Raw genomic sequence first — 13,391 nt, forward strand, 5'->3', positions numbered from 1 at the left:
CCAGGCGGGGCGTGCGGAAGCGAACGGGGAAACTCCCACGACCCAGTCGAGGCTCCGGGAGGGGGGACCTTTCGGCGGAGTGGCCCCCGCCCGAGTCGGAGGCCGACGGCTCGCCGGATCGCCCCTCTCCCTCTTCCATGGCAGACCGGACCCGGCCCGGCGCGGACTCCGCGCCCGCGGGCAGGACTGACCCTTCGCTAGCGGCGCCCGGTCATCCGCGATCTGACCGAGGGCCGAGGCCGCCGGAGGGTCTTTCGCGGCCGGACCGGGGTCCGAAGATCGCAGACGGTCATTCACGGCCAGACTTGGATCCGAAGCTGGCAGACGGTCATTCGCGGTCAGACCTGGGTTCGAAGACAGCAGATGGCCATCCGCGATCTGACCGAGGGTTGGAGTCGGCGGGTCTTTCGGGGTCGGACCGGGGTTTGGAGCCAGCCGGTGGTTCTTCGCGGCTGGACCGCGGTGCGGAGCCAGCGGGTGGTCTTTCGCGGTTGGACCGGGGTGCGGAGCCAGCGGGTGGTCTTTCGCGGTTGGACCGGGGTGCGGAGCCAGCGGGTGCTTCTTCGGGGTCGGACCGGGGTTCGGAGCCAGCGGGTGCTTCTTCGGGGTCGGACCGGGGTTCGGAGCCAGCGGGTGGTCCTTCGGGGTCGGACCAGGGTTCCGAGTCGGCGGATGTTCTTTCGCGGTCGGGCCGGGGCTTGAAGTCGGCGAGTGGTTCTCTGCGTCCGGATCCGGGTTTGAAGCCGGCGGGTGGTTCTTCGCGGTCCCACCGAGCCTCGAAGTCAGCGGACGGCCATACGCGTTCAGACTTGGCCTCCACGCCAACGGACGACACCCAGAATTCCGGCGAGCTCGCGGTTGGTGACAACCGTGATGGGGTACCCGCTACGCGACAAGGAGCGCTGCCCACCTCTAAAGCGGCACGCGCAGTCAGTCCGCGTCCGGGTCCGACGTCCAATCCGCCTCCGGGTCCGACGTCGACATCGACGTCGACGGGCGAGGTCCCAGACCACGTTCGTCCGGCCTTCACACGGCCCAATCCCCCAGGCCCGGGCCCGGTGGCGGGCCGGTCTCCCGGTGATCCCCCCGGACAGAGAAGGGTTCAAGATCCCACCGAGTCGACCCCCATCGCAGGCTTCACTTCCGGGCCCGGCGAGGGCCGTCCCACGAACAAACCTCGGGGGTACGCCGGAAGGCTGCGAAACGTGTCCGGATTCATGGTCTTCGAGACGTCGGAAGGGCTGTTGACATCGACTCATCAGGCGGACAATCGTGGCGACGTTCGCCCGGCGGCCGTAGGCTGGCCGCGCGTCGATAGTGTGGACCGGACGGTGGGAGAGCCAGGCGCCCCGCCGCTTCCTGCCGGACCGCACGTTCGCGGTGCCGACCCAATCCAAGCAGGCAGGGAAAAGACGGTGCATGACTATGGCAGGGGCCCCGAAGGCGCCCCAGGCTGGGATCGTGTTTCACGTGAAACAGATCCATACGCCGACTCCGATCGAAGCGCGAGCTTGAGTGTGAGCTTCGAGAGTGGGGAGCAGGGCGTGCCTCAACCACGAGCTGGGAACGGCGGCCAGGTCTACGGCGCCCCGGTGAACGAGTCCGACGCCACCACAGGCGAGCCTCGACGGTCTGCCCCGGCGCCACGCTCCGGCCCGTCGGATCCGGATGGTCATGGCATTTCAGTCGCCTCGTCACCTTCGGCCCAGCTCGCCGGCTCATCGGGATCGGGTCATCCGGTTGCGGTGGTGGCGCAGCCAGTCGGCGGCGACAGCGCGTCCGCAAACGAACATGTTTCACGTGAAACACCGGATGGGTACGAGGGTGATCCGCCGCTCGCCATGGAAGCGTTGCGTGCTGTGCAGATCCTCAACCCGAGCGGCGACATCGTGATGCCGCGCCCTGACCGTCCGCGGGTGTTCTGCGTCGCGAACCAGAAGGGTGGCGTCGGCAAGACCACCACGACGGTCAACCTCGCGGTGGCGTTGGCGCTGCACGGAAACCGCGTGCTCGTGGTCGACCTCGACCCGCAGGGCAACGCGTCGACCGGTCTGAACGTGCCGCACCACGCAGGCGTACCCGATGTCTACGACTGTCTCATCGACAACGTGCCGCTCGCGGACGTGGCGCAGCCGGTCGAGGGGATCCCGAACCTGTTCTGCGTACCCGCCACGATCGATCTGGCCGGTGCCGAGATCGAGCTCGTCTCGGTCGTCGCGCGCGAGTCGCGGCTCCAGCGCGCGATCACGGCACACCCCGAGAAGTTCGACTACGTCTTCATCGACTGCCCGCCCTCACTCGGCCTGCTGACGGTCAACGCGCTCTGCGCGGCCCAAGAGGTCCTCATCCCGATCCAGTGCGAGTACTACGCGCTCGAGGGCCTGAACCAACTAATCAACAACATCAACCTGGTACGGCAACACCTCAACCCAACGCTCGACGTCTCCACGATCTTGCTCACGATGTACGACCGCCGCACGCGCCTCGCGGACGCCGTAGAGCAGGACGTCCGGAACCACTTCGGCTCGAAGGTCCTCGAGGCCGTGATTCCGCGGAACGTTCGTGTGTCGGAGGCTCCGAGCTACGGCCAGTCCGTGATGACCTACGATCCGGGTTCGCGGGGCGCCACGAGCTACTTCGAGGCCGCTCTGGAGATCGCGATGCGCGGGGTCAACACGGGAGGCGCTGCATGAAGAACCGTCCACGGGGCGGCCTCGGCCGCGGCTTGGGTGCACTGATCCCAACCGCGCCCCCGGCCGGTGCCGGGGTAGCGACGTCGGAGGAACCGCCCCCCTCGATACCCCCTGCCTTGCATCCGTCGACTCCTTCCGAGCCGGCACCCGCGTCCACCCAGTTCATCGCGCCCGCCGAGACCCCGCCGCCCGCGGCCTCCGTCGACAACGGCGACGGCGGCTTGGCGCCGGTGCCCGGCGCCCGCTTCGCTGAGCTCCCTGTCTCCGCGATCGAGCCGAACGCAAAGCAGCCGCGCCTCGTCTTCGACGAGGACGCGCTGGAAGAGCTGAAGACCTCCATCCAGGAGGTCGGCTTCCTACAGCCAATCGTCGTACGCGACGCCGGCGGCGGCCGCTACGAACTGGTCATGGGTGAGCGTCGCTGGCGAGCGGCGCAGGCGGTCGGCAAGGAGACCATCCCCGCAATCGTCCGGGACACCCGCGACGACGCGATGCTCCGCGACGCGCTGCTGGAGAACATCCACCGGGCGAACCTGAACCCGCTCGAAGAGGCGGCCGCGTACCAGCAGCTGCTTGAGGAGTTCGGCGCGACGCACGAGGAACTGGCGCGCCGGATCGGTCGAAGCCGTCCGCAGATCTCGAACACCATCAGGCTGCTGAACCTGCCGGCTCCGGTGCAGCGCCGCGTCGCGGCGGGAATCCTGTCGGCCGGGCATGCGCGCGCACTGCTGGGCCTGGACGACGGCGAGACCCAGGAGAAGCTAGCGCTTCGAATCGTGGCCGAGGGCCTGTCGGTCCGAGCGACCGAGGAACTGGTGTCGCTGGCGATCGCCGACGGCCCAGTGAAGAAGTCCGCACCCACACGCCGACCCAAGGTTCACGCGCCGGCCCTGAACGATCTGGCCGACCGGTTGTCGGATCGCTTCGACACCCGCGTCAAGGTCGACATCGGCCGCAACAAGGGCAGGATCACGATCGAGTTCGCGACGGTCGACGACCTGGAACGCATCGTCGGCATGATCGGAGTCGAAGAGGAAGGCTCCGACGCGATCGAGGAGTGACTGAGCCGGGTTGGCTACCGGCGCCAAGGCTCGGAATGCAAGGCACGTGATCCGCCGGATCACGTGCCTTCTTCACATCCCGATGTTGATCTTGATTGGGAGCCGATTCGGGGGCCGAGCCGGAGTCGTGAAACGTGAGGTCAGGTCGGCTTTGGATGATCATCGGTTCTGTCAGAGCCATTCTCCTGAGGTTTCCGGATCATCCGGATCTTCCTAGCCACCCAAACTCCGCGCCCGAAACATCATGATTTGCCCATTGGACCCGCGACGAGCCCAGCTCACCCCCAAAACGCGAGCTGCCGTCGCCATTTCAGGGCGGTATGTCTTGATGAACCTATGCTCCTATGTAGCTATGTAGGCGCACAAATTTGATGGCCGGCTGGATCGCGTAGGTACCTCATGGTGTCTCGATCGACTGTGTCTCGTTCGTCGGCTTCGCCGGTGTCAGCGTCAGCGGGTCCATCTTGTTTCACCGCTTCGCTGCTTCGAGCAGTTGTGCGGATTCAGGATCCGGCCCTCGGTACAAGCACCCGACATCACGCCGATGCTGACCGAGTTGGAATCACTTCCGAATCGAGCGGCCTGGCAGCCCGGCGCATCGCCCACGAGCTGTTGGCCGTCTTGCCCCAGTCATGCAGGCCCGGCTTGAGGGATTGGACGGCGGGACGCCGGCGGAGTCCTGACCTACGTTGTGTCTCAGTCAAGAGCGTCGCCGACCCCCTGCCAGTCGGTTCGATGCTGGCGACTCAGGGCAGGCGATGGTCGCGGGTGGTGGAGCTGGAGGGATCCCGGCTTCGGCGCCGTTGCTGTCCGACACGGCAGCACCTGCTGGCGAAGGCGGATCGCGGCGAGCGAACCTTTACGGTCATGGCACTGGCGGCTCTGCATCTGTTGTCGATCCGTCGACCAGGGCGGCCTGGCCTCGGCGCGCAACCGGAGTCCAGGCATGGCCCGCCAGCTGCCAGCCCGCCGTCTGCCAGCTCGGCACCGGCTTGTCAGGATCGCTTCTCCCGGCGCGGGCCCGGACCAGAACGTTGTCCTGAGGACGCGCATGCCGTTGGTAGAGCCGAGTTGCGAGGATGCGCGGTCACACCCCTCCTGCCGTCAGGATCTGACGAGAACCCAACGAGGCCCGCACGGACGCCAGGAGACCTTTGATGAGTCCCCCCAACGCTGGTGCCGCGCGGACCAGCGCGCCTCAGCCGGACTCCCATCCAGTGCGGCTCCGCCGTGCCCTAGAAGCTTCGGCTGCTTAGCCCACCTGAGTCTCAATCGAACTCCCCGGGGAGCCCGTCCGACGCAACGGCATTGACCACATCCTCAACCACTTCGCCGGCCGTGTCCTCGGCCTCTGCCGCGACTAAAGACCACAACCTCAACCACAAGCCACAGCGTCGAACTAGACCGTGCCCACCGCCCTGTGACTGCGGGCCCCGGCCGGCTTCGGTCCCAGCCTCGGTCCCGGCCCGCTCCCCGGTCCCGGCCCCCGCTCCCGCTCCCGATCCCGGCCTCGGTCCCGGCTACGGGCTTTTGGTCCCGGCTTCGATACCAGTCCCGCCTTCGGCTTCGGTCCCGGCTCCGGTCTCGGCTATGGTCCTCGTCCTGGCCCCGATCTCGGCGCCTGGCCTTGGGCACGAGCCGCGACTGGTCCTCGACCTTGGCCACGAGCCACGACGTCGACCTTGAACATGTCCACTGGCCTGGGCTCACCCTGGGGCGCGGGCCGCGACCGAGTCGTCGATCTCGGCCGCGGTCGAATACCGAGGCCATGATCTCGACCGCGTCCACAGGCATTGGCATATACCGCCTACCCCGGCCAACGAGGATCGGGCCGCCATCTCTACTCGTGGCCACGGGTATTGGCCGTGATGTCGACCTCGATTTTGGGCTGCGGCCTCGATCCACCCACAGGCCAAAGGGCCTTGATCGCGCGAGCGGTTGCGACCGAATGGTGCGAGCTATTGCGGAGTGCGCACCCGGAGCCCACGGCTCTTCCTTGCCTGCCGGTGACTCGGTGCGTATGGCGCTGCCTGTTGATGATTCCGTGGGCGTGGGCGTGGGCGTGGGCGTGGGCGTGGGCGTGGGCGTGGGTGCTGGAGTCGGATGCGGAGGCAGACGCGGGCCTGGTCCGGCGAGATGTTCGTGGGGCGACCGTGGGGATGCTAGGTGGAGTCGGAGTCGCCAAGCCTCATGGCTTGGTTCTTGAGTTGGCTACTCGCTCGAGCCGAGATCTGTGTTTCACGTGAAACCAGGGGCCGTGATCGCGGCTGGTCGGGTTGGTGGCGGTTCTCGAGCGGGAGGCCCGGCGTTTGGGCCAAGGCTGAGGTGCCGCCGATGCCCGGGAAGCCCTTGGAGCCTTACAGCGCGAGCGTGACGTGTGGGGGGTTCAACTAGGCCCTCCTGGTCCTGCGTGATCAGAGTCCCTGGGCGCCAGGGCTCAGGGACTGCTTCGGGCGATGGGCCTCACCTCCCTGCTGCTTTCTCGCCTAAGGCATGGGAGGTCGTGCGTTGAGGCACAGATCAGCCGGCGGCTTCGGTGGCCGTGGCAAACCGGATGGGCCAGCCTTTCCGGACGACACATCGTGTCGGCCATGAAGCGCGGCGTTGGGGTTGTTGGCGGCCGTCCGCGCACCTCGGCGAGGATCTCCGGCGAGGGCCCGAGATGGTGTGCCCTGCCGGGGATGCTGCCACCACCAGCCATAGGGATGGCGCCACGACGATTCATCTGGTTGGAACGTCGGGGGTGCTCTTCTGCCGGCGTGCTCTCTGACTGGCTGACTCCCGCACGGCATCCTGAGCGCAGGATCAATCTCGATCTGGGTGCAGGGCCGAATTGGGGGTCGCTCGCCCAGGTGCTCCTCACGAATTCCTGCGGCGCCGGGATCGTGTCCCGTCTCGCAGGGCTCGTCGCCCGGCGCCGGCGATGAGTCTCCGGGCGTGGGAGGCGGGGTCCGCATTGGCGGGTGGTGCCGGCGGAACGGGGTCCGGAGCTGGGACCGATCTTTCCTGTTCGGTGACCCACCAAGGCTCCTGTTCGGTGACCCACCGAGGTTGGGTCGGTTCCCTGTCGAAGACGGCGGCGCCGGCTGGTGGTCTGGCGATGTTCCCTTTAGCGAAGGCAAGACCTGTGCCTGTTTTGCGAAGGCAGTCCTGTGCCCGACAGACGTCAACCCGACCTGCCAGTCTCGGCGCCGCCGTTTCGCCTCCCCGGAACTCGCTATCGACGCTCCGGCGAACGTGGCGCCTTCCCGATCCCTTCATCGCCGTGGGGCTGGGGCAGCGTGCGAGCGAGGTTCCAATCGGGCTGCGGATCATGCTGGCTCGGCATTGAACGGTGTTGGGCCGTGCCGGGGTCTGGCTGTTTCACGTGAAACGGTGGTCGGTGGTGCTTTAGCCTGCAAGGGGTCGAGCCTGTGGCCTGCCGCGGCCAGCGATGAATCTGCGGCGTCCCTCGCGTCGGTCAGCGGTCGAGACGCGAGCGGCATTCATGGGCGGGGTGAGTGGCTAACAGCGGGGCTCCGGGTCGGCATGATCCGGCCAGACCAGGTCCGGTTCCCGGCCTGAGTGGCAGTCGGCCTCTGGGTACTCCCGGGCGGGAATCTCGGTCGACTCGAGATCTCGATTCGGCCCCGACTCGGGTCGGAGCCGGTCTGCTGGCGAACTGCATGGGCGCACCAAGACCGGCCGACCTAAGTCTCAGGCTGCGCTATTCCGGGACGCCCAGACGGCAACGCTGTCTCGGGCGCGGTCGGTGCCCCCAGCCGGAACACCTGGGTGCGGTGCAGGAGCACCGGGCTGGGTTCGCCTTCGCTTTAGGGCCGCTGGGTGTTGCCGGAAGATTTGGGCGCAGGGCGTTCCACGTGAAACATGGCCACCCGTCCGACAATCCCTCGGAGCTCGGAGCTCGGAGCTCGGAGCTCGGAGCTCGGAGCTCGGAGCTCGGAGCTCGGAGCTCGGAGCTCGGAGCTCGGAGCTCGGAGCTCGGAGCTCGGAGCTCGGAGCTCGGAGCTCGGAGCTCGGAGCTCGGAGCCCGGAGCCCGGAGCCCGGAGCCCGGAGCCCGGAGCCCGGAGCCCGGAGCCCGGAGCCCGGAGCCCGGAGCCCCCGTTTCACGTGAAACGGGGATGTTGTCTGGCGCCGAGCGGGCGGTCTAGTCAGGCTGAGTGGAGTGGTCCGGCCGATCTGATCCAGAGGCGCCTGTGTCGCCTCCTGGATCGGCAGAAGTGCTGGATCGAGCGGCAGCTACCAACGGCACTGCGCTATCGCTCTCGGTCGGCTACGCGCGGGTTCTTGGCGATCAAGGCCAGACCGGGCCACGGCCTCCGTCCGGCCCGGGATCAGCTGGACGCCGGCCGTAGGACGCGGTGTCCCGCGCCAGGGCCTGGGCGCCGGTCGCAGTCGCAGGCGCCTCGTCGAGTCCCGCAATCGCACCGTGCCTCTCGGCCGCCCGGTGCGCTAGTGCCGGGTGAGACCGATGTTCCACGTGAAACGTGGGCCAGGCGACCGACCACGGAGGGGCCGAATCCAAGGCCCATTCCCCTTCGTTGCCGCTGAGCCGCTGAGCCGCTGAGCCGCTGAGCCGCTGAGCCGCTGAGCCGCTGAGCCGCTGAGCCGCTGAGCCGCTGAGCCGCTGAGCCGCTGAGCCGCTGAGCCGCTGAGCCGCTGAGCCGCTGAGCCGCTGAGCCGCTGAGCCGCTGAGCCGCCGAGTCGCTGGGCCCGGCCGCGGTCGGTGGGTTGCTCGCTGGAGGAGCTCTCGCTGTCGGCCCGCTGGCGATGCGGGGAGGGGACTTCAACTCCAGGCGTGACCGCGGTCGTAGCTGGTCGACGAATCGGCCTTGGGTGGTGGCTGGTCTGCCCGCCGAGTCGGATCTAGCGCCTTGGTCGCTGCGCGGGGGCTTGCGTGTCGTTACTGAACGCTTGAGCTACGACAGGGGCGAGGTCTGTGGGGTCGTTGGGGTCGCTTCAGGCGGCCCGTTGCTCGGGGGTTCTCAGTGGCGGCGTGGGGGTTGATGGAGTGCGGGCCTGGGCGAGTGGATCTTTCACGGATGGAGGAGTTTCACGTGAAACGCCAACTGTGACCTTCCCGGGGCTACAGCATTGGGAGGCCAGTGAAGGAGGACGGCGAGGGGTGTTGTTGGCGGTGCCGCTGTGTGCATCGGGTGCATCGGGAGCGGGTTCTGAGATCGGTGGGCAGCAGTATCCACAAGCTGTGCGTACAGGCTGTGTGGAACCGCGGGTTGGGTGTTTCACGTGAAACAACGCCGATGAACTGGGCGTTCTCCACTGCGGTATCCACAGGGGGTGCACGCGTTCTACGTCGTGTTTCACGTGAAACTGGGCCGCCTGTGGATAACTCCTGTGGATAACGTGCACTGTGTTGTGGCGCCCACGGAATGTGATGGCGATCTTCGTTTCGGGGGTTGGCTGAACGGCTGAGGTCGGATCGGCGGCTTCGCTCGAAATTGACCCGGGACAGTGCCTGGCAGGCTGGGCTAGGGTCAGCGTCGTGCCCGAGAACACCGCTTCGCTCCCTGACTTCACGCGCTGGCCTTCGTTCCCTTTTGAGGGCGACATGCGTGTCAAGACGCTCGCCGAACCAGTCGCCGTAGAGCCTCCGCGAAGTGGCGAGGACGCCGGCGACTGCGTCGCTTGCAACACTCCCGACGACGCGTACATCTGGGTTAGTGAGCGATGGCGGGTTCGCGGCATGGACCGGCCCACGGGGTTGCCGATGGTCCTTATTCTTGAGTGCCGCTCACACCTGGACATCGGCGACCTGCCGAACCTCTTGGCGGCCGAGCTCGGCGTGATGACCGTGCGGTTGGAGCGGGCGATCAGGACGCTCGACGGCGTGGCCCGGGTTCACGTGAATCGTTGGGGCGACGGGTCGGCGCACCTGCACATGTGGTTCCTGGCGCGGCCCTACGGGCAGTTGCAGCTGCGCGGGACGTTCCTGTCGCTCTGGGACGACATCCTTCCGGTCATCCCGGAGGAGCAGTGGCTCGAGAACCTGGCGCTTGTCGCTGCGTGGCTCGCGGACTTCGGCGGGCGCGCGATCGCCGAGCCTCCCCACATCCACTGGCAGTCGCCATCCACGTTCAGCAACGAGCCAACGGCAGAGGCGGACACGACTGTCGCTGCCGATGCTTGGCACGATGGCGGCACCGCGGACCCCGAGTCCAATCTGCCGAGAGCAGGCTCCACGTCCGGTGTCCTGGGCGCCGGGGATCCGGAGTCCGGCGGCAGTCCGAGCGATGACGCGGCTGTTGACGGCGCGGCTACCGGTGAATCAGGCATCGGAGGTCCGAGTCGCGGCGGGGTGACCGATGTTGACGCGGAGACGCGGAACCTGTCCGCCTACACCGTCACGGCAGCCGCCACGGCCGCCCCGGCCGCTCCGGCCGACCCGACCGCCCCGGCCGACCAGAGCAGCCCCGTGAACGCCGACTCAGCTGACACCGGATCTGGCGAAGCGGTGTCCGCGGATGCCGGGACCGGGCGGGGCAACGACCCCTCGGAGGTTCCTGCGGCCATCGGTTCTGGGGATGCTGAATCGCCCAAGCCGGGAGTCGTGGACGCCTCCTCCGACACGGCGGGCGAGCTGGCCGTGTCTGACTCGGACGAGTCAGAATCGGACGGCGATGGCTCCCCGGATCCCCGCGCCGTCGCAGCCGCCGTGGGTGGGGCGACCGAGGCGGGCGCAGCGCCGGACGCGGTCAGGGCCGGCGCGATTCCGCTGCAGTATCGGCCCAGCGGTCCAGCGGCCCACAATGAGCGCGACGGCGACGACCGGGAGGCGGGTGGCGAGGAGCCTCGTCCGCAGGCCGATCAGGGCGCCGCAACCGTCGTACCAGAGGCTCGCTGAGTCGAGTTCAAAGCCACACGTCGGAACGGTTCTGCGGCGCGTGAGTACGAGCGCCGGATCGCCGGGATCGGGTGGCGATCCGGAACTGCGACCCGGCACTGAGCTGGGACCGGCGTCGTGTGGTCCTCCGAGCTGTGGCCCTGGACAACGATCATGTGCCGCGATCCAGCGCCGTCCAGAGCTGCGGCGCGATGTCATGAGTCGGTCCGTGACACCCGGGACCATGGCCTGGACAGTGGCCCCGATGCTGTAGCCGTCGCTGTGGATTGGCCTCCTAGAAGGTGGCCTAGGCCGCGATCCATGATTGTGATCCGGGGCGGTGGTCCGACACGGTGGCCCGGGGCGTTCGCCTGAGGCGGTGGCCCGTGGCCGCGTGCCGGACGGTGGGCCCATGGCCATGTTCCGGACCGTGATCCATGGCCGTGGTCCGTGGTCCCGGGACCACGGACCGAAGCTGGGGCCTGGGACCGCGGTCTGGGACTGCGCCTCTCGGCCAACCCCCGCGCGTCAGCCCGCCCGGCCAACGTGGCTGCAGCCAGTGGCCCGAAGTTGTGAAACGTGGCCCGAGAGCCACCCGAGACCGTGGTCCGAGGCCCGGGGCCCGAGGCCGTGGTCCGGGACTGCGCCTCTCGGCCATCTCCGCGCGTCAGTGATCCAGAGGCGCCTGTGTCGCCTCCTGGATCGGCAGAGGTGCTGGATCGAGCGGCAGCCCTGCCCGGGCAACGTGCCCGTTGCCCTGCGCTCTGGCCGTAGTCGTGTCCAGTAGCCCGTGTGGCGCGAGGCCGTGGCCGTAGTCCGTGGTCCGGGACTGCGCCTCTCGGCTTTCTCCGCGCGCCAGCCTGCCCAAGCAACGTGCCTGTGGGCCGTAGTCGTGCCCCGTAGCCGATAGCCCGTAGCTGGGCCTGGGACCGCGGTCTGGGACTGGGCTCTTGACCAACCAGCGCCGCCAGGCCGCCCGATCAGCGGTCGCGCCCGTGGTCCGGTCCGAGGCTGACCCGAGGCCGTGATCCGCACTGCGGTCCGAGGCTGGGTGCTCGGGCCGTGGTCTAGGACTGCGGCTCTCGGCCAACCCGCGCGCCAGCCTGCCCGACCGACGAGTCCTGCCCGTGGTCCGGTCCGAGGCTGACCCGAGGCCGTGATCCGCACTGCGGTCCGAGGCTGGGTCCTCGGGCCGTGGTCTAGGACTGCGGCTCTCGGCCAACCCGCGCGCCAGCCTGCCCGACCGACGAGTCCTGCCCGTGGTCCGGTCCGAGGCTGACCCGAGGCCGTGATCCGCACTGCGGTCCGGGACTGGGTGCTCGGGCCGTGGTCTAGGACTGCGGCTCTCGGCCAACCCGCGCCCGCCAGCCCGCCCGATCAGCGGTCGCGCCCGTGGTTCGGTTCGAGGCTGACCGAGGCCGTGGCCCGGCACCGCGCGCGGTCCGAGGCTGAGGGGCGGGACCGTGCTCTGGGACTGCGCCTCTCAGCCGACCCCGCGCGCCGGCCCGTCCGACCAACGTGGCCCGTGTGCAGCGTTCCAAGGATCGTGGGCCTAGGCGATCGCCCGAAGCCGTGACCCCAGGAACCTGGTCCCAGGCTGCGCTGCTTGGCCAACCCCCGCGCGCGCCGGCCCGCCCGACCAACGTGGCTGTGGCCGTGACCCCGGGACGACGGTCCGGGACTGCGCCGCTCGGTCAACCTCGCGCGCGTAAGCCCGCCCGACCAACACGAGGCCGTGGCCCGTTGTCCGGTCCGGGGCTATGACCGAGGCCGTGACACGGAACCGCGGTCCGAGGCCGGGGCCTGGGACCGCGGTCCGGAACTACACCCTCAGCCGACCCCGCGTGCGCCGGCCCGCCCGACCAACGTCGCCATCATCTTTCCGAAGTCGAGTCCCTCCGCCTGCACCGCCAGCGGCAGCAGCGACGTCTCCGTCATCCCCGGAGAGACATTTACCCCGAGCACATGCGGCCGCCCGTCCGAGTCGACGATCAGGTCAACCCGCGAAAGGTCCCGAAGCCCAAGCGCCCCATGCGCCGCCAAGGCCGCCGCCGCCACCGCGTCAGCGACCCCTTCCGACAGCCGCCCCGGCGCATGCCAGGTAGTCAGCCCCGCCGTGTAACGAGCCGCATAGTCATAAACCCCGTCCCGCGGCACGATCTCCACCGCCGGCAGCGCCTGAGGCCCGGACCCGAGATCCACCACCGAAACCGCAACATCCGTACCCGGTACGAAGCGCTCCACCAGCGCCGTCGAGTCGTACGCGAAGCAGCCCACCATCGCCGCCGGCAGGTCGCTCGCCTCGTGCACCACCGCCGCCCCCAGGCCGGAGCCGCCCTGCGCCGGCTTCACCATCAGCGGCAGCCCGAGCCGTTCCACGATCCGGTCCAGCACCGCGACCGCACCCAGCTCCGAGAACCGGTCGTGCGGCAGCGCCACCCAGTCCGGCGTCGGAATACCGGCCTCGCGGAGCATCGCCTTCGCCGACGGCTTGTCCCAAGCCAGCCGGGAGGCCCGAGCGCCGCTGCCCACGTACGGGATTCCGCAGAGGTCTAGCACCCCGCGCAGCGAACCGTCCTCGCCCGTCGCGCCGTGCAGGGCGATCACCACCGCGCTCGGCGGATCCGCCTGCAAGGCGGGGAGCAGCGACACGTCCGCGTCGCGGAGTTCCGCCGACAGGCCCGCGGCGCGGAGGGCGTCGAGCACCCGCCGGCCCGAGCGCAGCGACACGTCGCGTTCGTAGGACAGGCCACCGGCCAGGACCAGGACGTGCGTTTCGGAAGGCGTACCCATGG

General features: G+C 68.8%; 3 protein-coding genes and 1 pseudogene. 3 read left to right on the plus strand and 1 reads right to left on the minus strand.

Translation table 11 applies throughout. From position 1 onward, the window contains the following. Positions 1 to 1,415 precede the first annotated feature (1,415 nt). The 3 genes and pseudogenes from BJ971_RS42440 to BJ971_RS39175 form a co-directional block, all read left to right on the plus strand. Complete coding sequence (locus BJ971_RS42440; protein WP_275411423.1) at positions 1,416 to 2,693, plus strand: ParA family protein; 1,278 nt, start codon at positions 1,416 to 1,418, stop codon at positions 2,691 to 2,693. After that, positions 2,690 to 3,754 carry a ParB/RepB/Spo0J family partition protein gene (locus tag BJ971_RS39170; RefSeq protein WP_184998319.1) on the plus strand — a complete coding sequence of 355 codons (1,065 nt, stop codon included), beginning with the start codon at positions 2,690 to 2,692 and terminating at the stop codon, positions 3,752 to 3,754. The genes BJ971_RS42440 and BJ971_RS39170 overlap by 4 nt, the downstream gene beginning before the upstream one ends. 5,570 nt (positions 3,755 to 9,324) lie before the next feature. After that, positions 9,325 to 10,176 (plus strand): annotated as a pseudogene (locus BJ971_RS39175) (hypothetical protein); the annotation flags it as partial. 2,250 nt (positions 10,177 to 12,426) lie between these two features. Here the strand turns inward: BJ971_RS39175 and BJ971_RS39180 are convergent. After that, a complete protein-coding gene (locus BJ971_RS39180) occupies positions 12,427 to 13,389 on the minus strand; it encodes a D-alanine--D-alanine ligase family protein (RefSeq protein WP_239087869.1) in 963 nt (320 codons plus the stop codon). Positions 13,390 to 13,391: the final 2 nt, after the last annotated feature.

Source organism: Amorphoplanes digitatis (assembly GCF_014205335.1).
GTDB lineage: Bacteria > Actinomycetota > Actinomycetes > Mycobacteriales > Micromonosporaceae > Actinoplanes > Actinoplanes digitatus.

Excerpts from the sequence above, each read along its gene's own strand:
- BJ971_RS39170 (WP_184998319.1), top strand. The coding sequence starts at position 2,690 with ATGAAGAACCGTCCACGGGGCGGCCTCGGCCGCGGCTTGGGTGCACTG.
- BJ971_RS39180 (WP_239087869.1), bottom strand. The coding sequence starts at position 13,389 with ATGGGTACGCCTTCCGAAACGCACGTCCTGGTCCTGGCCGGTGGCCTG.